The 25,017-nt window shown below is 72.1% G+C and carries 24 protein-coding genes; 13 read left to right on the top strand and 11 right to left on the bottom strand.

Going from position 1 to position 25,017, the window contains the following annotated elements; genetic code table 11:
- Positions 1 to 143: 143 nt before the first annotated feature.
- Both FVE89_RS26080 and FVE89_RS26075 read right to left on the bottom strand, forming a co-directional pair.
- Positions 144 to 947 carry a porin family protein gene (locus FVE89_RS26080; protein WP_161393051.1) on the bottom strand — a complete coding sequence of 268 codons (804 nt, stop codon included), beginning with the start codon at positions 945 to 947 and terminating at the stop codon, positions 144 to 146.
- Between the two features lie 504 nt (positions 948 to 1,451).
- Positions 1,452 to 2,078 carry an urease accessory protein UreE gene (locus tag FVE89_RS26075; RefSeq protein ID WP_161393111.1) on the bottom strand — a complete coding sequence of 209 codons (627 nt, stop codon included), beginning with the start codon at positions 2,076 to 2,078 and terminating at the stop codon, positions 1,452 to 1,454.
- Between the two features lie 263 nt (positions 2,079 to 2,341).
- Here FVE89_RS26075 and FVE89_RS26070 point away from each other — a divergent pair, with 263 nt between their 5' ends.
- Entirely contained in the window at positions 2,342 to 2,611 is a 270-nt protein-coding gene (locus tag FVE89_RS26070; protein WP_007560631.1) for a hypothetical protein, read from the top strand.
- Between the two features lie 150 nt (positions 2,612 to 2,761).
- Positions 2,762 to 3,499 (top strand): TerB family tellurite resistance protein, encoded by a 738-nt coding sequence (locus FVE89_RS26065; RefSeq protein WP_161393050.1) that lies wholly within the window; start codon positions 2,762 to 2,764, stop codon positions 3,497 to 3,499.
- Positions 3,500 to 3,505: 6 nt separating this feature from the next.
- Here FVE89_RS26065 and FVE89_RS26060 read toward each other — a convergent pair whose 3' ends face one another.
- Both FVE89_RS26060 and FVE89_RS26055 read right to left on the bottom strand, forming a co-directional pair.
- A complete protein-coding gene (locus FVE89_RS26060; RefSeq protein ID WP_161393049.1) occupies positions 3,506 to 3,907 on the bottom strand; it encodes a type II toxin-antitoxin system VapC family toxin in 402 nt (133 codons plus the stop codon).
- Positions 3,904 to 4,173, bottom strand: coding sequence for a prevent-host-death protein (locus tag FVE89_RS26055; protein WP_161393048.1), 270 nt, complete (start codon positions 4,171 to 4,173; stop codon positions 3,904 to 3,906). Before FVE89_RS26055 ends, FVE89_RS26060 begins: the two co-directional genes overlap by 4 nt.
- 108 nt (positions 4,174 to 4,281) lie before the next feature.
- Here FVE89_RS26055 and FVE89_RS26050 point away from each other — a divergent pair, with 108 nt between their 5' ends.
- A complete protein-coding gene (locus FVE89_RS26050) occupies positions 4,282 to 5,040 on the top strand; it encodes an N-acetylmuramoyl-L-alanine amidase (protein WP_161393047.1) in 759 nt (252 codons plus the stop codon).
- A gap of 7 nt (positions 5,041 to 5,047) precedes the next feature.
- Here the strand turns inward: FVE89_RS26050 and FVE89_RS26045 are convergent, their stop codons facing one another.
- Both FVE89_RS26045 and FVE89_RS26040 read right to left on the bottom strand, forming a co-directional pair.
- Positions 5,048 to 6,079: a TerC family protein gene (locus FVE89_RS26045; protein ID WP_161393046.1), complete on the bottom strand. Its 1,032-nt coding sequence runs from the start codon at positions 6,077 to 6,079 to the stop codon at positions 5,048 to 5,050.
- A 161-nt stretch (positions 6,080 to 6,240) separates the two neighbouring features.
- Positions 6,241 to 7,758 carry an MDR family MFS transporter gene (locus tag FVE89_RS26040; RefSeq protein ID WP_342389476.1) on the bottom strand — a complete coding sequence of 506 codons (1,518 nt, stop codon included), beginning with the start codon at positions 7,756 to 7,758 and terminating at the stop codon, positions 6,241 to 6,243.
- A gap of 348 nt (positions 7,759 to 8,106) precedes the next feature.
- On the opposite strand from FVE89_RS26040, the gene FVE89_RS26035 reads away from it, so the two are divergent.
- A complete protein-coding gene (locus tag FVE89_RS26035) occupies positions 8,107 to 9,324 on the top strand; it encodes a TIGR03862 family flavoprotein (RefSeq protein ID WP_161393109.1) in 1,218 nt (405 codons plus the stop codon).
- Between the two features lie 10 nt (positions 9,325 to 9,334).
- On the opposite strand, the gene FVE89_RS26030 is transcribed toward FVE89_RS26035, so the two are convergent.
- Positions 9,335 to 10,201 (bottom strand): collagen-like protein, encoded by an 867-nt coding sequence (locus FVE89_RS26030; RefSeq protein ID WP_161393045.1) that lies wholly within the window; start codon positions 10,199 to 10,201, stop codon positions 9,335 to 9,337.
- Positions 10,202 to 10,433: 232 nt separating this feature from the next.
- On the opposite strand from FVE89_RS26030, the gene FVE89_RS26025 reads away from it, so the two are divergent.
- The 7 genes from FVE89_RS26025 to FVE89_RS25995 all read left to right on the top strand — a co-directional run bounded on the left by FVE89_RS26025 (position 10,434) and on the right by FVE89_RS25995 (position 19,167).
- Positions 10,434 to 11,225 (top strand): ImuA protein, encoded by a 792-nt coding sequence (locus FVE89_RS26025; RefSeq protein WP_161393044.1) that lies wholly within the window; start codon positions 10,434 to 10,436, stop codon positions 11,223 to 11,225.
- Positions 11,152 to 12,936 carry a DNA polymerase Y family protein gene (locus FVE89_RS26020; RefSeq protein ID WP_202131068.1) on the top strand — a complete coding sequence of 595 codons (1,785 nt, stop codon included), beginning with the start codon at positions 11,152 to 11,154 and terminating at the stop codon, positions 12,934 to 12,936. The genes FVE89_RS26025 and FVE89_RS26020 overlap by 74 nt, the downstream gene beginning before the upstream one ends.
- Positions 12,933 to 16,229, top strand: a complete 3,297-nt coding sequence (locus FVE89_RS26015; RefSeq protein WP_161393043.1) for an error-prone DNA polymerase — start codon at positions 12,933 to 12,935, stop codon at positions 16,227 to 16,229. Before FVE89_RS26020 ends, FVE89_RS26015 begins: the two co-directional genes overlap by 4 nt.
- A 189-nt stretch (positions 16,230 to 16,418) precedes the next feature.
- Positions 16,419 to 17,537 (top strand): histidine kinase dimerization/phosphoacceptor domain -containing protein, encoded by a 1,119-nt coding sequence (locus FVE89_RS26010; RefSeq protein WP_161393042.1) that lies wholly within the window; start codon positions 16,419 to 16,421, stop codon positions 17,535 to 17,537.
- The gene (locus FVE89_RS26005; RefSeq protein ID WP_161393041.1) at positions 17,534 to 17,998 is read left to right on the top strand and encodes a response regulator; all 465 of its coding nucleotides are present in this window, start codon (positions 17,534 to 17,536) and stop codon (positions 17,996 to 17,998) included. The genes FVE89_RS26010 and FVE89_RS26005 overlap by 4 nt, the downstream gene beginning before the upstream one ends.
- 24 nt (positions 17,999 to 18,022) lie before the next feature.
- Positions 18,023 to 18,484: a hypothetical protein gene (locus FVE89_RS26000; protein ID WP_161393040.1), complete on the top strand. Its 462-nt coding sequence runs from the start codon at positions 18,023 to 18,025 to the stop codon at positions 18,482 to 18,484.
- A 68-nt stretch (positions 18,485 to 18,552) separates the two neighbouring features.
- A complete protein-coding gene (locus FVE89_RS25995) occupies positions 18,553 to 19,167 on the top strand; it encodes a Uma2 family endonuclease (protein WP_161393039.1) in 615 nt (204 codons plus the stop codon).
- Here the strand turns inward: FVE89_RS25995 and fae are convergent, their stop codons facing one another.
- Both fae and FVE89_RS25985 read right to left on the bottom strand, forming a co-directional pair.
- On the bottom strand, positions 19,168 to 19,707 hold the full coding sequence (gene fae / locus FVE89_RS25990) for a formaldehyde-activating enzyme (protein WP_161393038.1): 540 nt from the start codon (positions 19,705 to 19,707) through the stop codon (positions 19,168 to 19,170). It lies immediately after the preceding gene.
- Positions 19,708 to 19,768: 61 nt separating this feature from the next.
- Entirely contained in the window at positions 19,769 to 21,010 is a 1,242-nt protein-coding gene (locus FVE89_RS25985; protein WP_161393037.1) for a divalent metal cation transporter, read from the bottom strand.
- Positions 21,011 to 21,088: 78 nt separating this feature from the next.
- Here FVE89_RS25985 and FVE89_RS25980 point away from each other — a divergent pair, with 78 nt between their 5' ends.
- Positions 21,089 to 21,304 (top strand): hypothetical protein, encoded by a 216-nt coding sequence (locus tag FVE89_RS25980; protein WP_161393036.1) that lies wholly within the window; start codon positions 21,089 to 21,091, stop codon positions 21,302 to 21,304.
- 7 nt (positions 21,305 to 21,311) lie between these two features.
- Here FVE89_RS25980 and FVE89_RS25975 read toward each other — a convergent pair whose 3' ends face one another.
- Positions 21,312 to 21,782 (bottom strand): hypothetical protein, encoded by a 471-nt coding sequence (locus tag FVE89_RS25975; protein WP_161393107.1) that lies wholly within the window; start codon positions 21,780 to 21,782, stop codon positions 21,312 to 21,314.
- Positions 21,783 to 22,011: 229 nt separating this feature from the next.
- Between FVE89_RS25975 and lexA the strand changes: the two genes are divergently transcribed.
- On the top strand, positions 22,012 to 22,737 hold the full coding sequence (gene lexA / locus FVE89_RS25970) for a transcriptional repressor LexA (RefSeq protein ID WP_161393035.1): 726 nt from the start codon (positions 22,012 to 22,014) through the stop codon (positions 22,735 to 22,737).
- Here lexA and FVE89_RS25965 read toward each other — a convergent pair.
- Positions 22,731 to 24,983 carry a ComEC/Rec2 family competence protein gene (locus tag FVE89_RS25965; RefSeq protein WP_161393034.1) on the bottom strand — a complete coding sequence of 751 codons (2,253 nt, stop codon included), beginning with the start codon at positions 24,981 to 24,983 and terminating at the stop codon, positions 22,731 to 22,733. The two genes, lexA and FVE89_RS25965, sit on opposite strands and share 7 nt — an antisense overlap.
- Positions 24,984 to 25,017 lie beyond the last annotated feature (34 nt).

Here is a 25,017-nt window from a genome sequence, read left to right as displayed (position 1 = left end):
GCCAGCCCGGATCCAGGAACGCGAAACGTCCCGGGTGAGGAGTCCCGGGACGTTCGATCGGATCGGGGCTGGGCAGCCCGGGCGAGGGCTGCTGGAAGATCGCCGTACGGCGCCGGGTCGTCTCCGCTCCGGCGCGCTGCGGCTCAGCTGCCGAACTTGTAGTTCAGGCCCACGCGGCCGAGCACACCCTCGTTCTGGAAGCGCGTGACGTAGGCGCCCTGGCCGCGGCCGACCGCCGGCAGCAGCAGCGTGCTGCGGCCGAGGTCGTAATACAGCGCCTCGGCCTTCACCGTGACCGCGTTCGAATGGAAGACGTTCACGAACGAGTCGGTCGGCAGGGCGTATTCGATGCCGCCGCCAACCGCGTAGCCGGTATCGACGCGCGCACGGCTTCCGAAGAAGGTGGGATCCCCCTGGGGCGCCTGGAAGGTGGCCCGGTCCTTGACGGAGGCGTAGGCGAAGCCGCCGGTTCCGTAGACCAGGACGCGATCGAAGGCGTAGCCGACGCGGCCGCGCACGGTGCCCAGGAAGTCGCCCGCCTGCCGATAGGTGCTGATGCCGCCGCGTTGGCCGACGCCGCCGCGGGTGCGGTTCAGGTCCGTGTAATTGGCGTCGGCCTCGGCACCGACCACGAAGCCGGAGCCGGGGGTGAACTGATAATTGTAGCCGAGCTGCCCGCCGCCGGTGAAGCCGTCCTGCGGCAGCGGCAGGGCCGCCGGGCGGTTCCCGACGCTGACGCCGTCGTTGCGCCGGAAGACGCCCGCCGTCTGCACCGTGTCGCGGGTCGTCGTGATGTAGCCGGCGTTGATGCCGAAATACGCGCCCGTCCAGGTGAAGATCGGCACGGGGATCGGCGCAGGCGGGAGCGCGCGGCGGGGCAGATCGGCGGCCGAAGCCGCGACCGTCAAGCTCGCGAAGGCCGCTGCGGAGACGATAACCTTGTTCATGTGGGCCGTTCCAAGAGTAAGAACCTGGAGCGGATGTAACAACGGGGCGTGATCGACGCTGTGATTGAACGGCAACAGTTCAGGCAAGAGCACATTGAGCAAATATCAGCAAAATATACGGCGGACTGAGCCTTACATTGCGGTCGAAGCTCGATTTATGCGCGCGATCCTGTGAGTTATGCGGAGTTTATGACGGAGGCTGATTTCGGAATACTGCCCCTTGATCGCGCCGAGGCCGGCACGCCGCCGAGCCCCTTGCGGGCCGCGCGAGGCACGAGCGGCGCCCGATCGGGCCTTGTTCCCGGCCCTGGGTTTCGACGCGCTGGCGCTGCGCGCCGCATCGTCCCGCCGCGGCGTGCCTCTGGAACGCGCTCCGCCAAGGTGGATCCGGTGCGGCGCAAGGAGGCGCGTCACGACAAGGGCTCAGGGCCGCGACCGATCACGGTGCGCTTTGCAGGTTGCGCTTGGCACGGGGCGCTTGGCACGGGGCGCTTGGGCGCGGCTCTAATGATCGTGTCCGCAACCCGGGCCATGCACGTGACCGTGGTCATGGCCGTGGTCATGGCCGTGATCGTGTGTGTGACCGTGGTGCTGATGGTCGTGCCCATGAGCATGGGCATGACCGTGATCATGGGCTTCGTGGTCATGCCCGTGGTGATCGTGTCCGTGCGCATGCCCGTGATCATGGCCGCAGGTGCTGTGATCGTGGGCCGCGCGCTCGGGCCGGAAGGATCGTGAGACCGGGCTCGCGAGGCAGCCCTGACCGCGCACCAGCTCGGCTGCGGCGGCGGTCGCCGGGATGTAGAGCGCGTCCGCGGCGATCTCGGCGGGCACGTGGTTGCTGCCGAGCTGCCAGGCGAGGCGCATCAGACGGGCCGGATTCTCGGCCCGCACTTCGTACAGATCCTGGGGGGCGGCCCGCACGGCGACGAGCCGGCCGTCGTCGAGGCGCAAGGCGTCGCCGTCGTCGAGGCTCGCGGCCTTGGTGAGCGCCACCGTGAAGCTGAGGCCACCCTCGGCGGTCAGACTCTCGGGAAGCGCGGACCGGCCCTCATGGTCGAGGCTCACCGTGTCGGCGACGCGGTCGGCCCGCACCGCGGCCCGGCGGACGATCGTGGTGGCTTTCGGCAGGGAAGTCGGCATGGGGGTAGGCATGGGGGTAGGCATGGGCGTCGACATGAGAACAGACCCTCGGACATGTTGCCACGGCCCCCGGCCGGAGCGCCGCCATGAGGGGCGAGGCATAGGGCGAGAGGGGAACCGGGCGCAACTCCGGTCCCGCGCGGGTGGAACCTTAGCCGTAGGGTCGCTATTGCATAACTGCTAAGCTCGGGGCGATCCGCCACGATCACGGCCATCGGCCGGACCGGATGCACAAGGGAGTTCTGGGGACCATGAAGAAGCTCACTGCCGCCGCCCTCGCCACCATCGCCGCCCTGTCGCTCGGCGCCTGCAACACGCCTGAGGACCGGGCGCTCGGCGGCGCCGGCCTCGGCGCGCTCACCGGCGCGGCGATCGGCGCGGCCGCGACGGGCCGCGCGGGCGGTGCGCTGGCCGGCGCGGCGATCGGCGGCGCCGGCGGTGCCATCGTGGGCGCCTCGACCGCGCCGCGCTGCCCCTACGGCACCTACCGCGACGCCTACGGCAACATCTACTGCCGCTGAGCCAAAGCGGGGCCGGGCTGCGTCCCGGCCCTTCCGCGGGCTCTGAGGAGCGGTTATCCCGGCGCTCGGCCGGGGCGTCCCGGTGCCGGACGAAAAGCCGCCCGCGATGATCGTACCGCGTCCACGTTTCGCCCCTGAACCGGGTCGCCCATGACGGCGGCCGAATCGCACGGGGTGTGGGGCAAGATCGGCGGGGCCGGCATCGGCCTCGCGATCGGCGGCCCCCTCGGGGCGCTGATCGGCGGCGTCGCGGGCCATCTCCTGATGGACCGGGTCGGCGCGCCCTTCGGCCGGACGCCGCGCGACGTGGTGTTCACCACCGGCCTCGTGGCTTTGGCCGCCAAGATGGCCAAGTCCGACGGTGTCGTGCTCCCCTCCGAGGTCGAGGCCTTCGGCCGGGTCGTGCAGGTGGAGCCCTCGGCGCGGCCGGGGGTCGAGCGCCTGTTCGATCTCGCCAAGCGGACCACCAACGGCTTCGAGGCCTATGCGCGCCAGCTCGCCACGACCTTCGGCGACGAGCCGGCCCTGCTCGAGGACGTGCTCGACGGCCTGTTCCAGATCGCGGGCGCCGACGGGGCGCTCCACGAGGCGGAGGAACGCTATCTCCGCTCGGTCTCCGGCATCTTCGGCTTCGACGAGGCCGCGTTCCAGCGCATCGCCGCCCGGCACGTGCGTCTGCCGGACGATCCCTACGCTGTCCTCGGGCTCGACCGGGACGCCGATGACGCGGCCCTGAAGGCGCGCCACCGGGCGCTCGTGGCCGAGCATCACCCCGACCGGGCGCTGGCCCGCGGCCTGCCCACGGAGGCAGTGGCGATCGCGACCCGGCGGCTCGCCGCGATCAACGCCGCCTACGATCGGATCGTGGCGGAGCGCGGGTTGCGGTGAGCCACCTCACGCCGCCGGATCCGAGCAACTCAGGACGTGTACCGCATAGCGGGCCGCGTGCGGATCCTCGGACACGAAGGTGGCATCCTCGCTGATCGCCTGGGCGATGAGCAGATGATCGAACGGGTCACGATGATCGGGATGCTTCGGCAGTCCGCTCAGCACCGCGAGATGCGAAGGTCGGATGTCGAGCCTAAGGAAGTCGTCCCGTGCGATGGCCTCCTCGATCTCCGCGATGTCGGCCTGAAGCTTGCCGACCCGCACCTTGACGACGATCTCCCAGAGCGACGCGACACTGATCAGCACGGTGTTGCCGGGATCCGAGATCCGACTCCGCGCGTGTTGACCGAGGCGCGCCTCATCGCCCAGCCACCAGAGCAGGGCATGCGTGTCGAGGAGGAGCTTCAAGGCTCCTGGCCATACATCGCCGCCAGCACATCCGGCGGCAGCGTGTCGAAATCGGGCGCCATGTGGATTCGGCCGCGGAGCGCGCCGGGCTTGCGGGCGACGCGGGGAGCCTGCGCGGGTGGGCGGATCTCGGCCAGGATCTCCCCCCGCTCGGTCACGAGGAACGCGGCGCCCGCCCGGGCCTCCCGAAGGATGGCGTCGAGATTTCCGCGGAACGCGCGCACGCCGATGCGCCGCGGTGTCGTGTTGGGTTTTGGATCGGCCATCGGCGGTTTCCGCTTCCGGACTTCATCTGCGTGCATCGTTCGAACGCCGTCAACGGCCGATCTGCGCGATCCGGTGCGTTGCGGCCCCAGCCATGGCACAAGCGCGCCATGACGCTGACCCCAGACAGCCCCCTCGCCCGCCGCGTCGCCCCCTCGCCGAACCACGGCGAGCGCCGAAAGGGGCGGCCCGACATGCTGATCCTGCACTATACCGGCATGGAGAGCGGGGCCGCCGCCCTGGCGCGGCTGCGCGATCCGCTGAGCGAGGTCTCGGCCCATTACCTCGTGTTCGAGGATGGCGGCATCGTCCAGCTGGTGCCGGAGGCGCGCCGGGCCTGGCACGCGGGTGTGGGCACCTGGAAGGGCGAGACCGACATCAATTCCCGGTCCATCGGGATCGAGATCGTCCATCCGGGCCATGCCGGCGGGCTGCCGCCCTACCCCGCGGTGCAGGTCGATGCGGTGATCGCGCTGGCCCGGGACATTCTTGGGCGCTGGCCGATCCCGCCGGAGCGGGTGCTCGCCCATTCCGACATCGCCCCCGAGCGCAAGGAGGATCCCGGCGAGACGTTTCCGTGGGAGCGCCTCGCGGCGGCGGGCATCGGCCATCATGTGCCGCCCGCGACCCTGCGGGACGGCCGCTTCTTCGCCCAGGGCGATGCCGGTCAGCCGGTGGAGGCGCTGCAGGCGATGTTCGCCCTCTACGGTTACGACCTGCCGGTCACCGGGCTGTTCGACGCGCGCACCCGGGCTGTGGTCACCGCGTTCCAGCGCCATTTCCGGCAGGCGCGGGTGGACGGCGTGGCCGACGCCTCGACCATCACCACCCTGCGCGACCTGATCGCCGCCCTGCCGGCGCAGGGCTGACGGGTGCTCAGGCCCGGTGCGCGCGCGCGCCGTGCGGATGCCCGGGCTCCTCCGGGAGCGCCGGCGCGTCGGTGCGGGTCCGCCACAGGCTGTAGGCGACGCCCGCCGCCAGGAAGGTGAGCGTCACCACCAGCGAGACCCAGGGCGGGACCGCGATCAGCCCGAACGTGTCGGCGACCACGATCTTGGTTCCGATGAAGATCAGGATGAAGGCGAGCGCCGTCTTGAGATAGGCGAACCGGTCCACCATCGCGGCGAGCGCGAAATAGAGGGCGCGCAGGCCTAAGATCGCGAAGATGTTGGAGGTGTAGACCACGAAGGTGTCGGTGGTGATCGCGAAGATCGCCGGCACGCTGTCGACCGCGAAGATGACGTCGGCGCCGTTGACCAGCACCAGGGCGAGCGCCAGCGGCGTGAACCACAGGGCCACCTTGCCGGTTTTCGGGTTGGTCTTGCGGATGACGAAGCGCTGGCCGTGCAGGTCGGGGGTGACCCGGAAGGTCCGCTTGAACCAGCGCACCACGGCGCTGTTCTGGAAGTCGCCCTCGTTCTCGTCGCCCGAGATCAGGATCTTCAGGCCGGCATAGATCAGGAAGGCGGCAAACAGCGAGAGCACCCAGTGCACCTGATGCACCAGGGCGGCGCCGAGGCCGATCATCAGGCCGCGCAGCAGCACCGCCGCTAGGATGCCCCAGAGCAGGACCCGGTGCTGGGCGACCCGCGGCACGCCCAAGGCGGTGAGGATCATCGCGATGACGAAGACGTTGTCCATCGACAGCGACTTCTCGACCACGAGGCCGGTGACGTATTCCTCGCCGGCCTGGGGCCCGAGATACCACCAGATCCAGCCGCCGAAGGCGAGGCCGAGGCTGAGATAGAAGCCGGTGAGAGCCAAGCTCTCCCGGACGCCGATCTCGTGCTCCTTGTCGCGGTGCAGGAGGCCGAGGTCGAAGGCGAGCAGGCAGGCGATCAGGACGTGGAAGCCGAGCCACATCCACAACGGCTTGCCGAGCCATGCGATGGTGAGAACGTCCATCATGCGCGGGACCTGATGCTGATTCCGAATGGAAAGCATCGGCTCCGACATCACGGGCGCTGGGAAGCGCCCGCCAGAGGGGCCCGCAGCCGATGGGGTCGAGGTAAGCGGTGATCCGGGCGAATCAAGGGCAGGCGCGCGGCCACGCTTCGCTCAAGGTCTGATCAGCCCTGCGGCGTCTCCGGCGCGCCGCTCATCCTCGGCGTGCCCTGCCCACCCAGCGGCCGCTCCTCCATCAGCGCCAGGAACGCGAAGGCGGCGAGCAGCCCGAGGCAGGCCGCCCCGAACACGAACCGGAAGGTCAGGGCGAGCTGCGCCGGATCGGCGCCGCGGATCAGGCTCTCCACGTCGTGCCCTTCTGCTCCGCCCGAGGCGCCGCCGAGCACGATCGTGCCGAAGGCCGCCACGATCAGCGCGCCGCCCAGCGACCGGAAGAAGTTCATGGAGGCCGTGGCGATGCCGAGCTGGTGGCGCGCCACCGCGTTCTGGATCGCGATGGTCGAGAGCGGCAGGATCGTCCCGATCCCCATGGAGAGCAGCGCGAACAGCGCCTCCATCAGCCAGAAGGGCAGCGCGTGGCCCCGCCACGCGATGACGGCGCAACAGGCGAGGCTGACGCACATCATGGCGAGCGGCACCCGCTTGTAGTGCCGGAAGTAGATCATCGACCGGCCCGACAGGGTGGCGCCCGTCACGGTGCCGACCATCAGCGGCACCAAAGCCACGCCGGACTCGCTCGCCGAGAGGCCGATCACCCCTTCGAGGAAGATCGGCACGTAGATGGTGAGCCCGATGAAGGTGCCCATGGCGAAGCAGGCGGCGAGCGTCGCGCTGTAGACCACTTGGTTGCGCAGCACCTCGGTGGGGATCAGCGGCTCCGGCGCCGTCGCGAGCCGGGCCGCGAAACCGCCGCCGAGCACGAGGGCCAGGGCGAGGAGGCCCAGCACCGGCGCCGAACCCCAGGGATAGCGCACGCCGCCCCAGCTCAGGGCGAGCAGCAGGGCGATCGAGCTTAAGACCATCAGGGCGGCCCCGGGCCAGTCCAGCCGGTGGCGGCGCTCGTGGCGCGGCAGGCGCTTCAGATTGGCGTTCGTCAGCGCGAAGGCGAGGCAGCCGATCGGCAGGTTGATCCAGAAGATCAGCGACCAGTGCAGGTGCTGGGCGAAGAAGCCGCCGAGCAGCGGCCCCGCCACCGAGGCCGCCACGAACACCCCCGCGATCACCACCTGATAGCGCGCCCGCTCCTTAGGCGACATGATGTCGGCGAGGATCGTCTGCGACAGCGCGATCAGCCCGCCGCCGCCGATCCCCTGGAGGCCCCGGGCCAGCGCGAGGGCCACCATCGAGGGGGCGAGCGCACAGGCGACCGAGCCGATCACGAAGGTCGTGATGGCGATCAGCAGCATGATCCGCCGACCGTGGATGTCGGAGAGCTTGCCGTAGAGCGGCGTCACCGCCGTGGAGGCCAGCAGGTAGGCGGTGACGATCCAGGGGAGGTTGGCGGCGTCGCCCAGAGCCAGCCCGATGGTCGGCATCGCGGTCGCCACGATGGTCTGGTCGAGGGCCGCGAGCAGCATCGCGGTCATGAGGCCGTAGACGATTGCGCGGATCTCAGCCTGGCCGAGCTGGGCCTGCGCGGCGGGGATGCTCGGACTCCCGGTGATGGCGGCGGGGCTGGCCACGTGTCTGAGCCTCTGCGGTTCGGGGTGGGCGCGGCCGAGCCTGGCGCGTCGCGTGCGGCAGCTTCGGGATGAAGGAGAATTTTGTTCTGCGGGTCCGGGTTCCGCTGATACGGAGCCGCTTCGCCGCGAGTCCCGTGCTAAGGCCCAGATCAGATTCCGCTGTCGCTTCACCTGTCCGGGACAGGGGTGGTGCCGAAGGAAACGCTTCCCTGTCCCGGGCGCATGCAGCGCCAGCGGAATGCGATCCGGGAGCCGGCGCGGGACGCGCCGCGAAGCGGCTTCCACGTCAGCCCGCTCGCCACGGTCCCGCCCTTGACAGGACCGGCCTGCCTGCCGCTCTCCGGGCGGATGCCGCAGGACAGGGACGAGATCGCCATCGTGGGCGGCGGGCCGGCCGGGCTCGCCGCGGCCGAGGTGCTGGGCGAGGCCGGCTGCGCGGTCACGGTCTACGAGCGTATGCCCTCGGTCGCCCGCAAGCTGCTGATCGCCGGGCGGGGTGGACTCAACATCACGCACAGCGAGACGCGGCCGGACTTCCTCGCCCGCTACCATCCGCCGGGATACCTCGACGCCGCCATCGCGGCCTTCCCGCCCGAGGCCCTGCGGGACTGGTGCGCGGAGCTCGGCGAGCCGACCTTCGTCGGATCGAGCGGGCGCGTCTTCCCGCGGAGCTTCAAGGCCTCGCCCCTGTTGCGGGGATGGCTGGCGCGGCTCGAACGCCTCGGCGTCCGGTTCCGGACCCGGCACCGGCTCACGGCCCTGGGTGCGGCGCTGACGTTCGAGACCCCGGACGGCCCCCTTGAGATCCGGCCCCGGGCGACCCTGCTGGCGCTCGGCGGGGCGAGCTGGCCGCGGCTCGGCTCGGACGGGCGCTGGGTGCCGCTCCTCGAAGGGCTCGGCGTGGCGGTGGCGCCCCTGCGCCCGGCCAATGTCGGCTTCGCGGTGGCGTGGTCCGACCTGTTCCGGCAGCGCTTCGCCGGCGCGCCGCTGAAGCGGATCGCGCTGGCCTGCGACGGCGCCAGCGCGCGGGGCGAGGCCGTGATCACGCAAGACGGCCTCGAGGGCGGCGCGGTCTACGCCCTGTCCCGCACCCTGCGCGAGGCGATCGCCGCCCGGGGCAGCGCCGAGCTCGTCATCGATCTGCGCCCCGACCTGACCCAGGACGCCCTCGCCCGCCGCCTGTCCGGCGCCCGGCCCGGGGACTCGGTCGCGACCCGGCTGCGCAAGGCCGCGGGGCTCCCGCCCGTGGCGGCTAGCCTCCTGCGCGAGGCGGCCGACGCCACACTCCCGGCCGATCCCGGAGCGCTCGCCGGGCTGATCAAGGCCGCGCCGCTGACCCTCACGGCCCCGGTGCCGATCGAGCGGGCGATCTCGACGGCGGGCGGGGTCCGGCTCGACGCGATCGACGGGCGGTCGATGCTACGCGCCCATCCCGGCCTGTTCCTGGCCGGCGAGATGCTCGACTGGGAGGCCCCGACCGGCGGCTACCTGCTCCAGGGCGCCATCGCGGGCGGCCGGGCGGCCGCCGCCGGGATGCTCGACTGGCTGGCCGAGACCGGCGGCTGAGGTCGGTGATCTATGGCCGCGTGCAGAAGCCCACGATCCCCGCCGCCTCTGCCGGGCAGGCGGCGCCCTCCCCGTCATAGCTCGGCGTGCCGGCCTTGAGGCAATGGGCGGTGACCAGCGTCTCGCCGGCCTCGCAGGTCACGGTGCAGCCGCCCGCGCAGCCGGATTTGCGCACCGGCCGCAGGGCGGCGGACGCGCCGGCCTCGCCCCGCACCCCCGTCCCGCCCGCCGGACCGGCCTGACCCCGCGGTCCCGGAATGCCCTGAAGGCCCGGAGCCCCCCTCTCGCCTGGCTCGCCCTTCGGGCCGGGGGCGCCCTGCGGACCGGCCGGACCCTGAGGGCCGGCCTCGCCCTTGGGACCTGCTTCCCCCTTGGGACCTGCTTCCCCTTTGGGACCGGCATCTCCCTTGGGACCCGTCTCACCCTGGGGACCTGGATCACCCTTGGCCCCCGGCTCGCCGGGCGGCCCGGCGGCGCCCTGGGGGCCGGGCGGGCCCGGGGGGCCCTCGGGGGCGCAGTTCGCCACCACCGCCTCGCGCTCGTCCGGCTCGGATTTCAGCGTCACCACGCAGGTCGCGGGCCGGTAGGGCACGCGGAACACGAACCGGCCGCGCCGGTCGGCCTGGATCGAGATGTCGTCGTCCAGCACCACGATGGCGCCGGGCTTGCGGACCGAGCCCGAGACCCGCAGGTCGCCGGCCTCGATGCGGGCGTCGTAGACCATGATCGGCTGGTTCGGCTGCTGGGGAGGCCGGCCCTGTGCCCGATGCGGGCGCCCCGGGGCGGATGGAGCCGCGCCCCCCGGATCCGCCGGTTGCTGGGCCAGAGCCGCCCCCGACAGGGCGAGCAGGAGCGTGAGGGCGAGGGGCGAGCGCATGCGCGGTCCGTATCGACCGCGTCCGGCACGCGGCAGCCGACTTGTGGGCTCGCCCTGCGATTGCGGTCAACCGGGGCCGTTGAAACCGGCAGCGACGGCCGATTCCACAGGCGTCCACACCCGTCCACAGGCCAAGCTGCTGCACGGACGCGCGATTCCAAGACCCCCCGGAAACCGTTTGAATGTGTTCCTGTTATGTTCCTATCGTCCGCCATGACCGGAGCCGACGGAGATGGGGCTGGACCCTGCGGACGAGACGGGGCGCGCGTCTGGGCGGACCCCCGCGCGCGGCGAAGCCCGGGCGCGGCTGGCGGCCCTGCGGGCGCAGCTCGTGCCGCCGGCCGACGGGCGAGTCTCATGCCCGATCCTGCCGCTCGGCCTGCCGGCCCTCGACGCCCACCTGCCCGGCGGGGGCCTCGCCCTCGGGCCGCCGCACGAGATCGCGCCGGCCGGGCCGGCGGACGGGGTCGCGGCCCTCGGCTTTGCCCTCGCGCTCTGCGCCCTCCACCTGTCCCGGGTGTCCGGGGAGGCGCTGATTGCCGCCGCCCCCGGCGAGCCCCTGCCCTACGGCCACGGGCTCATGGGCCTCGGCCTCGATCCCGGCCGCCTGCTCCTCCTGGAGGCGGGCGGCGACGGAGAGGTGTTTCGCGCCCTGGAGGCGGCCCTGCACGCCCGCGCCCTGGCGGCCCTGATCGGCCTCCTGCGGGACGGGCTGCCGCTGAAGCCCGGCCGGCGCCTGCAACTCGCCGCGGAAGGCCCCGACCCGCCGCTGCTGCTGCTCCTGCGGCCCGCGGCGGCTGGGATGCCCAACGGCGCCGCCACCCGCTGGCGGATCGCCGCCGCCCCCGCCTCCCGGGACCGGTTCGGCACCCTCGACAGGCCGCGCTGGCGGGCGCGGCTCGAACGTTGCCGCAATGGGCGCGGCGGTGACTGGCTTCTGGAGTGGGACCATGCCGCGCATCGTCTGCATCTGCCTGAGCCACTGGCCGGTGACGCGGCTGCGTCGGGCCGGTCTCGCGCCTGAGGGCGGCCCGATGGCGGTGGCGGCCGAGGGGCCGGGCGGCCTGCGGCTCCTCGCCCTCGATCCGGCCGCCCAGGCGCTGGGCCTGCGGCCCGGTGAGCCCCTGGGGCGGGTCCGGGCGCGGATCGGCGTGCCGCTCCGGGTCCATCCCGCCGATCCGGATGCCGACCGGGACGCCCTGCTGCGCCTCTGCCGCTGGGCCTCCCGCTACGCGCCCCTCGTGGCGCCGTTCGGGCCGGCCGAGGCCTCGGACGGGCTCTACATCGACGTCGCCTGGGCGAGCCATCTGCGCGGCGGCGAGGCAAATCTCGTCGGCGATCTGGCGGGCCGGCTCGCGCGGGCGAACATCCCGGCGCGGATCGCACTGGCCGACACCCCCGGCGCCGCCTTCGCGCTGGCCCGCCACGGCGGGGCCGACCGGATCGTCGTGCCGCCGGGCGGGGCCGCCGAGGCGCTGCGGGGATTGCCCGTGGAGGCCCTGCGGCTCGATCCCGGCACGGTCGCGGGCCTGAAGCGGCTCGGCCTGCGCCGGATCGGTGCGCTCGACGCCCTGCCCCGCGGCCCCCTCGCCCGCCGGTTCGGCGAAGCGCTGCTGCTGCGGCTCGATCAGGCCCTGGGCCGCCGGCCCGAGCCGCTGGCGCCCCTGACGGAGGCGGCCGACTACGCCGCCGCCCGCGGCTTTCTCGACCCGATCGGCCGGCAATCGGATATCGTCCGGACCGCCCGGGACCTGATGGCGGAGCTCGCCCCCCGGCTGGAGCGGGACGGGCTCGGCGCCTGCGCCCTGCGGCTCACCCTCCACCGGGTCGACGGGGCCTTGCGCGCCCTCGATCTCGGCCTGTCCCGCCCCGAGCGCGATCCGGAGCGGGTCGCCGCCCTGGTGTCGCTGCGCCTCGACCGGCTGGGATCGGGCCTCGATGCCGGCTTCGGCTTCGAAACGGTGGCGCTCGCCGTGACGGTGACCGGGACCATGCCGGCCCGGCAGACGGATCTCGGCGCGGCATCCGTGGGCGACGGGGTCGGGTTCCTGGCCGACGCCCTGGCGCAGCGGCTCGGGCGGGCGCTGCTGCGGCTCGAACCGCGGGCGAGCCACCTGCCGGAGCGGGCGGGCCGGGGTGTTCTTTGGGTGGCCGGAGAGGGGCATGGATCGGTGCCGGGTTTGGGCCGTGGCCGGACACAGGCGCCACTCCCTCCCCCCTCTGCGGGGGAGGGTGGCCCGCGAAGCGGGTCGGGAGAGGGGAGCGCGGGTTCAGGATCTGGCGGAGCAGATGTGAAGGCCGGCGCCCCGTTCTGCACCGCCGCTCCCCTCTTGCGGGACTTCGTCCCGGCCCCCCCTGCTGCGCAGGGTACCCTCCCCCGCAGAGGGGGGAGGGAGAGGCGCGGGTCCGACAGCTCCCTGTCTGCCTCCCCCTGGCCCGATCACCTCCCGCCCCGCCCCCTGGTGCTGTTCCCCCGGGGCGAGGCCGCCTGCGACGTGCTCTCGACCGTGCCCGAGGGGCCGCCCCGGCGCTTCCGCTGGCGGGCGCAGATCCACCGGGTCGCCCATGCCGAGGGGCCGGAGCGGATCGAAGCCGAGTGGTGGCGCGAGCCGGGCGAGCCCCGCGACTATTACCGCGTCGAATGCGAGGCCGGGCACCGGCTCTGGCTCTACCGCGACGGGCCGCACGCCCCCGGCCGCCCGGCCGCGTGGTACGTCCACGGGCTGTTCGCGTGACCGACCTCGCTTACGCCGAACTCGCCGTCACCACGAACTTCTCCTTTCTGCACGGCGCGTCGCACCCGCAGGACTACGTCGTGCAGGCGGCGTCCTACGGCCTGCCGGCGATCGGCATCGCCGACCGCAACACCGTGGCCGGCGTGGTCCGGGCGCATGCGGCGGCGCGGGCGCTGGAGGCGGAGGGGACAAGAATCCGGATCCTGCCGGGGGTGCGCCTCGTCACCGAGGAGGGGTTCGAGGCCGTCACCTACCCGATGGACCGGCCAGCCTGGGGGCGCCTGTGCCGGCTGCTCACCCTCGGCAACCGCCGCGTCCGCAAGGGCGCGTGCCGCTTCGCCTTCGCCGAGATGCTGGAGGCCGCCGAGGGACAGATCTTCGTCGCCATGCCGCCGGCAAGGCGCCTGCCGGAGGGATTCCGGGCGCGGCTGGAGGCGCTCGCCGCCGCGGCGCCGGGCCGGACCTTCCTCGGGGCGAGCCACACGCGCCGGGGCGACGAAAGGCGGCGCCTCGGGCTTCTCGCCGAGCTGGGCGCGGCCGCCGGCGCCCCGATGGTCGCGGTCTCGGACGCGCTCTATCACCATCCCGAAAGGCGCCCGCTGCAGGACGTGGTCACCTGCATCCGCGAGGGCTGCCGGATCGGGGAGGCCGGCTACCGCCTGGAGGCCAATGCCGAGCGCCACCTGAAGCCGCCGCCCGAGATGGCGCGGCTGTTCGCCGACCATCCGGAGGCCCTCTCCCGCACCGTCGAGATCGCCGAGGCCTGCGGTTTCAGCCTGTCGGAGCTGCACTACGAGTACCCGGAAGAGCCCGTGCCCCCCGGACGCACGCCGCAGGAATATCTGGAGGAGAAGACCTGGGAGCGGGCGCGCTGGCGCTATGCCGGCGACATCCCGGATGCCGTCGCGAAGACCCTCCGCGACGAGCTGCGGCTCATCGCCAAGATGGATTACGCCCGCTACTTCCTGACCCTGTTCGACGTGGTCGAATTTGCCCGCAGCAAGGGCATCCTCTGCCAGGGCCGGGGCTCGGCGGCCAATTCCGCCGTGTGCTTCTGCCTCGGCATCACCGCGGTGGACCCGTCGAAGCACCGGCTGCTCTTCGCCCGCTTCATCTCGGAGAACCGGGGCGAGCCCCCCGACATCGACGTCGATTTCGAGCACGAGCGCCGGGAGGAGGTGATCCAGCACCTCTATGCCCGCTACGGCCGGGAGCGCGCCGCCCTCTGCGCCACGGTGATCCACTACCGCCCGCGCATGGCGATCCGCGAGGTCGGCAAGGTCTTAGGGCTGACCGAGGACGTGACCGCGGCGATCGCCGACACGGTCTGGGGCTCCTGGGGTACCGGCATGCCGGACCAGCACGTGCGCGAGGCCGGCCTCGACCCCGCCAACCCCGCGATCCGGCAGGCGCTCGACCTCGCCCACCAGCTGATCGGCTTCCCCCGCCACCTGTCGCAGCATGTCGGCGGCTTCGTGCTGACCCGCGGGCGCCTCGACGAGACCGTGCCGGTGGGCAACGGCGCCATGGCGGACCGGACCTTCATCGAGTGGGACAAGGACGACATCGACGCGATCGGCCTGATGAAGGTCGACGTGCTGGCGCTCGGCATGCTGACCTGCCTCAAGCGCGGCCTGGACTTTTTGGAGAAGGATCACGGCACCTTCTACGCGACGCTCGCCGACCTGCCGCAGGAGGATTCCGAGACCTACGCGATGCTGGCGAAGGCCGATTCCGTCGGCGTGTTCCAGGTCGAGAGCCGGGCGCAGATGTCGATGCTGCCGCGCCTGAAGCCGAAGGAATTCTACGACCTCGTGGTGCAGGTGGCGATCGTGCGCCCCGGCCCGATCCAGGGCGACATGGTCCATCCCTACCTGCGGCGGCGCTCCGGGATCGACCCGGTGGAGTATCCCTCGCCCGATCCTGCCCACGGCGACCGCGACGAGCTGAAGGAAGTCCTTCAGAAGACTTATGGCGTGCCCCTCTTCCAGGAGCATGCCATGCAGATCGCCATCACGGCGGCGGGCTTCAGCCCGGCCGAGGCCGACGGCCTGCGCCGGGCCATGGCGACCTTCCGCCATGTCGGCTCGATCGGCGGCTTCGCGGACAAATTCGTGGGCGGCATGACCCGCCGGGGCTACCCCCAGGACTTCGCCGAACGCTGCTTCGCGCAGATCCGCGGCTTCTCGACCTACGGCTTCCCGGAAAGCCACGCGGCGAGCTTCGCGCTCCTCGTCTACGCCTCGGCCTGGATGAAGTGCCGGCACCCCGACGTCTTCCTGGCCGCGATCCTCAACGCCCAGCCGATGGGCTTCTACCAGCCGGCCCAGCTCGTGCGCGACGCCCGCGCCCACGGGGTCGAGGTGCGGGGCGTCTGCGTCAATGCCAGCGACTGGGACTGCACCCTGGAGCCGGCCGGGGATCCGGAGAGGCACGCCGTGCGGATCGGCCTGCGCGTCGTGCGCGGCCTGCCCGAGGCCGCGATGCGCCGGCTCGTGCGGCTGCGGGCCAACGGCTATGCCAGCATCGAGGGCCTGCAGGCGTCCCTCGCCCTGCCCCGCAACGCCCTGGAGCGGCTGGCCGAGGCGGATGCGTTCCGCTCGCTCGGCCTCGACCGGCGCGCCGCCCTGTGGATGGTCCGCACCCTGGAGGGGACGTCATCCCGCAAGGCCGCCAAGGGGGATCTTGCGGCCGACGGCTCCAAGCGCCGCGCCCATCTCCTCGACGCGCCCCTGCCGCTCTTCGCGTGGCACGCCGATGACGGCCTGTTCCGGCACGAGCCGGCGGTGGACCTGCCGGCCCTGGCCCCGTCCGAGGCGGTGGCCGAGGATTACGCCGCCACCGGCCTGTCGCTCCAGGGGCACCCGGTCGCCTTCTTCCGCGGCCGCCTCGCCCGGATCGGCGCGATCCCGGCCCGGGCCCATTGCGATCCGTCCCTGCCCCAGGGCGCGCGGGTGACGGTGGCGGGGCTCGTGCTGATCCGCCAGAGGCCGGGCACCGCCAAGGGCGTGGTCTTCCTGACGCTCGAGGACGAGACCGGCATCGCCAACGTGATCGTCTGGAAGGCGGTGTTCGAGGCCAACCGCCGGGCCGCCATGCAGGCGAGGTTCCTCGCGGTGCGCGGCCGGATCCAGCGGGCGGGCGGGGTGGTCCACCTCGTGGCCGAGGGGTTTCGCGATCTCACCGCATCGCTCCGCGACCTGCGCGAGGCCGGGATGAAGCTGCCGCCCGAGAATACGGATTTCGGCGTGCCCCCGGACCGGCGGGTGTATCGCAGCCGGGATTTTCATTGATCCTCACATCCTGGCCGAATCGGCCGGAATCGGTGGCGGTGCGGCACTCTGTCCATCGAAGTTCGTCAGGAAAGCGCTTCAGGTCCGAACTCTTGCCGCAGCTGACCCGTTAAGGTCGTGGTCTGCGGCAACGCGGCCAGGATTCGATTGCCGGAGGTGACGAACGCCGGGCAGGAGAGAGCAGGTTCCATGGAACAGCCCGACGCTTGGCATCAGACGGACCGGCTCGACGCCGAACAGGGCAAGGGCGATCCGTTCGCCGCCGCGGTCCGCGCCACGCGGATGCCGATGATCATCACCAATCCCCGGCTCCCCGACAATCCGATCGTCTACGCCAACGACGCCTTCCTGCGGATGACCGGCTACGGCCGGGACGAGGTGATGGGCCACAATTGTCGGTTGCTCCAGGGCAAGGATACCGACCGCGGCGCCGTCGCGCTGATCCGCCAGGCGGTCGAGGCCCGCACCGACATCTCGATCGACATCCTGAACTACCGCAAGGACGGGACGCCGTTCTGGAACGCGCTCTACCTGAGCCCGGTCTTCAACGAGGCCGGCGAATTGCTGTTCTTCTTCGCCTCGCAGCTCGACGTCACCGACCGGGTGGACGCCCATCTGCGGGTCCAGCAGGAGAAGGACCGGTTCGAGACCGAGGTCGCCAACCGAACCCGCGACCTGACCGAGGCGCTCGCCACCCAGACCATGCTGGTCCACGAGGTCGATCATCGGGTCAAGAACAACCTCCAGATGATCGCGGCGCTGCTGTCCATGCAGACCCGGGCGATCACCGATCCGGCGGCACGCACCGCCATGGAGGCGATGCTGACCCGGGTCGAGGCCCTGGGGACGGTCCATCGCCGGCTCTACCAGTCCAACAACGTCGAGCGGTTCGACGTGGCCGAGTTCGCCCGCGACCTCGCCACCGACCTCGTCCGCGGCTCCGGCGACCGGATCCGCCTGCACCTGGACCTGGAGGCCGTGGAGATCCCGGTCGCCAAGGCGCCCCCCGTGGCGCTGATGATGAACGAGCTGATCACCAACGCCCTCAAGCACGCCTTCCCGGACGACCGGCCCGGCCGGCTCTCCGTGACGGTGGCGCCGGACGAGGGCTATTTCACCATCAAGATCGCCGATGACGGCGTCGGCATGCCCGTTCAGGTGATGGAGCAGCGCTCCTTCGGGAAGCGCCTGATCGGCACGCTCTGCCGCCAGCTCAGCGCCAGCATCGCCTGGATGACCAACGATCCCGGCACGATCGTCAGCATACGCCTGCCGCGCGAGATGGCCGGCGGTCTGGAGGCCCCGTGACCGAGCCGCTGAGGATCCTCGTCGTGGAGGACGAAGCCCTCATCCTGATGCAGATCGAGATGATGCTGGAGGAGGCCGGCCACCACGTCGTCGGCACGGCCATGACCGCCCGGGAGGCCATCGCCCTCGTCCGCGAGACCCGGCCCGAGCTGGTCCTGATCGACCTGCGCCTCGGCGACGGCTCCTCGGGGCTCGACGTGGCGCAGGCCGTGCGCGACCTCGGCGGCATCACGGCCGCGTTCATGACCGCCAACGGTCAGGCGCTCAGCGACGACATGGCGGGGGCGACCGCGGTGATCGCCAAGCCGTTCACCGGCACGGTCCTGGAGGAATCCCTGACCTATCTGGAGGATTGCGTGCGCCGACCGCCGCCGGCCGAACTCGTCCCCCCGGGGATGCGCGTCGCTCCGGCGTGGCTCGCGAGCTTCGCCCAGATGCGGGCTGCCGCCCCTCGACAGTAGCCGCGCCGCAGCTAGAGTGCCGCCATGCCGAGCTCGACCGTTCCGCGGCTCCTCGCCGCCCTGGCCTGCCTGCCGCTCCTGGGGGGCGCGGCCCACGCCGATACCTGCGACGACCTCGCCCGCCAGATCGCCGGGGCGATCGGCGGCAAGGTCGGCAAGCGCGCCGGCCCCAGCATCGACCTCCGCCTCGCCGGGCCGATCAAGTTCGACGTGACCTGCCGGGCCGAGCCGATCGTGCAGGCGACCTCGGCCGAGCCCGCCCCCTCGGCGACCTTCTTCCGCGACCTGTCGGTGGCCTCCGAGATCCTGATCGGCGAATCGGCCTCGACGGTCGAGCCGATCATCGCCAACGCCTACCGGACGTCCCTGTCGGAGCGGCGCAAGTCGTTCATCCAGCAGAACGGCTGGTCGGCCTCCTGCTACACCGATCCGGGCAGCACCACGATGCGCACCCTGTGCTCGGTGGGACGCATCCCGCCGGGATAGGGCGCCCTTGACCGGGTGGGGCGCCAGCGGAATAGTTGAGTTCACGTCGACTCGGCCCGGGCTGTCCCATGACGATTCTCGAGACGACACGCGCTCCTGGCATTGATCCCCATCGGAACTTCTGGGACTTCATCGGGACGCGACCCGATGAGGAAAAGTGGGAGCTCGTCGAGGGCCAGATCGTGATGCAGGCCCGGCCGAGCCTCATCCATCAGGTCGTGGTCGTGAATCTCCAGCGCCTGCTGAACGAGTCTCTGGAGCGGTCGGGCTCGTCGTGGATTGCCATCCACGATCCCGCCATCGACCTCAGGCCGTTCATCACCGGCCACACCTACGTCCCGGATGTCGCAGTCATCGATGCGGCGTCCATAGAGCCTGATCAGAACGTGGTCGAGGGCTGTTACCTTGCCGCCGAGATCCTCTTGCCGAGCGACCATCGGAAGCTGCCCGGCACGCGCCGGACGAAGATCGACGTCAAGCGTGACGGCTACGAAGCGCTGCCGCTCTGTCAGGCCGTTCTCCTGATCGAGCAGAAGCGCCCCGCGCTGACCCTTTCGGTGCGAACCGGCGAGACCTGGACCCGCACCCGCCTGACCGGGGATGACCGTCTGGTCCTCCCCGGCTTCGGCCTCGACTGCGCCGTGGCCGACCTCTACGCCCGCACGCCCGTGGCGCGCGGCTGATCAGTACTCGATCACGCCGTCCAGCGCGTAGTGCTTCACGGTCTTCCGGTTGGCGATCAGCTCGTCCACCGTCGGCTCGCCCCTGAGGGCGCGGGCGATGGCGAGCTTCGTCGCCTCGTAGTTGGTCCGGTAGAGGTCCTTCTGGTCGAGGTCGTCGTCCTCGGCGCAGCGCGGGTCGAGCCAGATCATGATGATCATGCACAGCTCGTCGAGCCCGTCCTTGGGCAGGATGCCTTCGATGATGCAATCCACGATCGCGTCGCCGGTGGCGGCCTGGACCACGCCGCCGAGGAGCTCGACATACTCGGCCGTGTGGATCGTGGCCTTGGTGGTCATCATCGTGGCCGGACGCACCAGCTGGTTGAGGTCGCGGACCACGAACATCCGCGTATGGCCCTGCACCTGCCCCATCATCGATGCGAAGGCCTGACCCACCGGCCCGCGCACGGAGCCGATCAGCACCTCCGGCATCGCGTCCGTGTACTGGCCCTCGGCCGCCAGCACCGTGGCCTCGCCCGTGCGGAACCAGATCTCTTGCATGTGTCGACTCCACCTGATCGGAGCCCGCGGGAGACATCATCGCGCCGCCCGCGTCAATCGCTCAGAGCAGGCCGACCCCGTCGAGCACGCCGACCAGGGCGAAGGCGATCGTGACGCCCGAGACCGCGTAGACCACCCACTTGTAGGCGCCGTCCACGCGCTTGCCCTCCGGCAGGGCGCGGGTGGCGAGCAGGATCAGGAGGCCGAGCGCGAGCGGCAGGAGCAGGGCGTTCATCACCTCGACCGCGATGTTGAGCGCCACGAGGTTCGGCACGAGCTGGACGGAAGCGGCCCCCGCCACCACCGCCAGCGCGAAGGCGCCGTAGAAGGCCGGCGCCTCCCGGGGCGACTGCTCCAGCGAGTGCGCCTTCCCGGTCACGTCGCCAAACCCCCAGGCCAGCGCCAGCGCCACGACGTTGAGCGCCACGAAGGCCGCCGCGATGATCCCGATCCCGAAGACCGCGTGGCCGAGCCAGGGTCCCAAAGCCGGCGTGAAGGCGCCCGCGAGGTCGCCCACGGTCTCCAGCCCGGTCTTGGTCCCCTGCCCGGCCTTGCCGATCGTGGCGGCGGCCGCGATCAGGATCGCCCCCATCACGCATTGCGAGACGACCGCGCCCGCGATCGTGTCGAGCCGCGAGGTCCGCGCGTGGTCCCAGCCGAGGCCTTTGTCGACGATCGCCGATTGCTGGTAGAAGATCATCCACGGCATGATCACCGCGCCGATATTGGCGGCGATCAGCACCCGGAACTGGCCGTCGCCGAGCGGCATGTGGGCGAAGGACGCCACGATATTCGAAGGGTTCGGCCGCGCCGCGATGGCGAGGCCGATGAAGACCAGTTCGAACAGGCCGACGACGATCGCGACCCGCTCGACGCGCCGGTAGCTCCCGGTGAAGACCAGCCCGAGCAGCAGGAGCGCCGGCAGGCCGAGGCTCACGAGCCGGGGCACCCCGAACAGGTCGCCGATGCCGGCGATGCCGGAAAATTCGGTGACGATGGCGCCGATCCCGGCGACCACGAGGCCGCCATAGGAGATCCAGGCCCAGACCGGCCCGTAATGCTCCCGGATCAGTTCGCCGTGGCCGCGGCCGGTGGCGGTGCCGAGCCGCACGGTCAGCTCCTGGACGACGTAGAGGATCGGGATCAGCAGGATCTGTAGGAGCAGCAGTGAATAGCCCCAGCGGGCGCCGCTCTGGGCCGCCGTGATCAGGCTGCCGACATCCGTATCGGCCAGCATCACCACCAAGCCGGGGCCTGCGGTCTTGAGGAACGTCGCGAGGCGGGGCAGGGAAGCGCTGGGCACGGCTCGGGAACAGTCCCGGGTGCAGGCGGTTCCGGCGGGGGCCTGCGGCGTTTTCCCGTGTGCGGAAGGGGTTGAACGATGGCGGAGAGCGCGGAGCGGGGGCCCGGCTGGAGCCTTCAGGCGAGCGCCGTCCCCGAGGGGGTGCGGCTCGAACTCGCCCTGTCCGACCTCGGCGGCGGGCCGGTCACCGCCGCGATCGTGCTGGAGCGGGCCGAGGCCCGCGCCTTCGCACGCGCCCTCCTGGCGGCGGCCGGCGACGCCACCGAGCGCACCTTCCCGAAGCCCGGGACCTGAGCCGGCCTCAGCGCTGGGCCGGGCCCGGGTTGCGGCCCGGCAGGCGCGGCACCACCGTCCCGCGCTTCTCGATCGGCGCGTCGCAGGCGTAGGCGAACTCGGATTTCAGCGGATCGAACACGGTCTCGCCGGTGATCCGGCAATCCTCCCGCACGGTCTCGTCCAGATAGGCCCGGGCGGCCGTGCGGAAGCGCGTCACCCGGGTCGCCCCCGGCTCCGGATCGAGGCGGACTTCGCTCAGGTTGCAGCCGGCATATTCGCGCAGGGCGTTGGAGACGATCAGCATCCGCCGCAACTGCCGGTTGTCGTAGACCTCGTAGGGCTCCTTGCAGCCGATCGTGACCACCTGCGGCGTGAGCGCCACGTAGTTCCGCGAGATGTAGGAAAATCCGGTGGCCGTGCAGCCGGCGAGTGCCGAGCCCAGGATCAGGGCGCCGAGCGGGAGCCGGAGGGGCCGGAGAGCCGCGCGCTGTCGCATCCTCGTCATCTCAAGCCCGATACCGCTCCGCCGCGCTCCCCGGCGGGGCACGGGACGCATTGAAACGGCTCCGCTTGTGCCGTCAATGCGTTTGTGATCCGCCTCATCCGGACCGCAATCAGCGTGGCCATAACGCGCTTGCGGAACACTTCCGGAACGTTTAACCTGTTCGCGATTTGTTTCAGAGGCCGCCCCCGGGGCAGCCCGCCAAGCCGCGAGACCCCCGTCGATGCTCACGCGCAAGCAGCTGGACCTCCTGCGGTTCATCCAGAGCCGCATGCAGGAATGCGGCGTTCCCCCCTCCTTTGACGAGATGAAGGATGCCCTCGACCTCAAGTCGAAGTCGGGCATCCACCGGCTGATCACGGCCCTGGAGGAGCGCGGCTTCCTGCGCCGCCTGCCGAACCGGGCGCGGGCGATCGAGGTGATTCGCATCCCCGAGAGCCTGTCGCAGACGGCGCCCGCGCCGGAGCCGCGCCGCTTCACCCCGAGCGTGGTCGAGGGCGGCAAGTCCCGGCAGCCGGCCGCGCCGCCGATGCCGGCGAGCGCCCGGATGATCGACGAATCCGGCCGGGCGGTCTCGATCCCCGTCATGGGCCGGATCGCGGCCGGTACGCCGGTCTCGGCGATCCAGAACCAGAGCCACGCCATTACCCTATCGCCGGACTTCCTGGCGGGCGGCGAGCACTACGCCCTGGAGGTGCGCGGCGATTCGATGGTCGAGGCCGGGATCCTCGACGGCGACCTCGTGGTGATCCGCAAGCAGGACACGGCCAATACCGGCGACATCATCGTGGCGCTGATCGACGACGAGGAGGCGACGCTGAAGCGCCTGCGCCGCCGCGGCTCCTCGATCGCGCTCGAAGCCGCCAACCCGGCCTACGAGACCCGCGTCCTGGGTCCCGATCGGGTCCAGATCCAGGGCCGGCTCGTCAGCTTGGTGCGCCGCTACTGAAGCGGCTCGGCCGGAGCTTCGGCGGCATCCGCCGGGGCCCGGGGCGCTTCGGTTGAGGCCATGCCGCCGGCCGCCTCGGCGGCGGGATCCGCTTTGGGTGCAGGCCGCGGGCGCCAGGGGACAGACCGGCCGTCGCCATGGGCTGACTGGATCCTGAATCCGGTCCCGTCGGCCCGCAGGGCGACGGCCCCGTGCGCGGCCAGCACCCGGCGGTCGATCACCAGCGGCCCCGTACAGGTCGGCGGTGCGGTGAGGCTCGTGACCAGCACGGCGGCGCGGGCGCAATCCTCCGGGAAGGCACGCCGGTCGCGGACCAGGGCGACGGCTCGTCCGTCCGGCAGGAGGGCGGTGCAGCCGAGCCGGTCGCAATTGCCGCCGGGCGCCGAACCGGACCCGCGCTCGGGCCGCCGCCCGTCGCCGTCCGCCTTCAGCCATTGCTCCAGCACGAAGCCCGAGGGGCTGCCGAGGACCGCGAGGCTTCCGTCCGGGCCTCGCACGGCCGCACCCCAGCCCTGGCGGTCGACGTAGAGGTCGTGGCGCTCCGGCCGGGCCAGCAGGCCGAGCCCGAGCAGGGCCGGCGGCAGGGCGAGCCAGCGCAGCCGCGAGACGGGCAGCGTCGCCAGCAGCAGGGCCGCCGTCAGGGCGGCGAGCGCCCCGGTGCCGAAGGCCGGCACCACCAGGCTCGCCCGCTCGAATCCGGCGATCCAGTGCGAGATCGCCAGCATCCCGCCCACCGCCTGCCCCATCAGCCACCAGACCGGCCGGTCGAGGGCGAAGGGATAGGCGAGGCACCCGATCACGGCCGCGGGCATCACCACCAGCGAGACGAGGGGCAGCGTGAGGGCGTTGCCGACGAGGCCGAAGGGCTGGATCGTCTGGAAGTGGTAGGTGGCGAAGGGCGCGGTCGCGATCTGCGCCACCAGCGTCGTCGCCAGGGTGCCGGTGACCGCCGACAGGCCGGTCCCGACGAGCCGGCCGATCCGCCCCGCCCCGGGCCGCACGAACAGGCGCCCGTCGATCAGCCGGGCGCAGGCGATCAGCCCCGCCACCGCGCCGAACGACATCTGGAAGCTCGGCCCGAGCAGGCCCTCCGGCTCGCGGGCCAGCGCGATCAGGGCGGCCAGCGCGAGGTTGCGTATCGACAGGGCCGGCCGGTCGGCCAGGATCGCGCCCAGCATGATCAGCGTCATGATCAGCGAGCGCTCGGCCGCGATGTCCCAGCCCGAGAAGGCGCAGTAGGCGGTGACGCCCACCATGGCGAAGCCCGCCGCGATCTTCTTGATCGGCCAGAACAGCGCGCAATGCGGCACGAGGGCGAGGCCGGCCCGCACCAGCCAGAACACGACGCCTGCGGCCAGCACCATGTGGAGGCCCGAGATCGAGACCACGTGGTAGATGCCGGCGGCGCGCAGCGCGTCGTTGGAGGCCGGGCCGATCAACCCGCGCTTGCCGGTCACCAGGGCGGCCGCCACCGCCCCGGCCTGTCCGCCCTCAGCCTCCGCGATCCGGCGGGTCAGGGCGTTGCGGGCCTCGTCCAGCAGCGCGGCGAGGCGCAGGGGCAGGGGCGGCGGTTCGGTCGGCGCCCGGACCGTGACCGCGCCGAGGAGCGAGCCGACAGCGCCGATCCCCTGGAAATACGCGTCCCGGGCGAAGTCGTAGCCGCCCGGCCGGGCCGCCTCCGGGGGCGGCAGCAGCCGGGCGGTCGCCGCGACGGTCTCGCCGGGCCGTGGGATCGGTGTCTTGCGGAACGAGACCCGCGCCCGGGCCGGCCGCGCCTCGGGCCCGAGGCCGGCAAAGCTCTCCACCCGGATCACCAGCCTCGCGCCGACCTCGCGCTCATCGAGCGCTTCGACCGTCCCGATGAGCGGCCCGATCGTGGTCCGGGCCAGGATCGGCGCGGCGACCTGCGAGACCCGCCACGTCGCCGCCGCGAAGCCGAGGAACGCGAAACCCGCCGCCAGCGCCAGGGCCGTCGCCACCGGCCGCGCGCCCAGGAACGGCACCGGCGCGAGCGCGAGGGCGGCTCCGATCAGCGGGGCGGCCAGGGCCGGCGTGCCGTCGGCCGCCCCGAAATAGACGAGGATCCCGGCCCCGAACGCCACCGCCAGCCAGGGGAACAGGCGGCGCTGCTCCGCCTCCCGGGCGAGGCCCTCGGCCACCCAGTGACGGAGAGCCGGCAGCGCGGGCACGCGTGGGCCGGCGAGCGCCAGGGCGCCCCCCGTCAGCCTCGCGCCGATCCGCCGCATTGCCCCTGCCCCGATCCGCGCGACCTGTCGTCGG

This window comes from Methylobacterium sp. 2A, from assembly GCF_009806555.1.
GTDB lineage: Bacteria > Pseudomonadota > Alphaproteobacteria > Rhizobiales > Beijerinckiaceae > Methylobacterium.
This window is presented reverse-complemented; position numbering and strand designations above follow the sequence as displayed.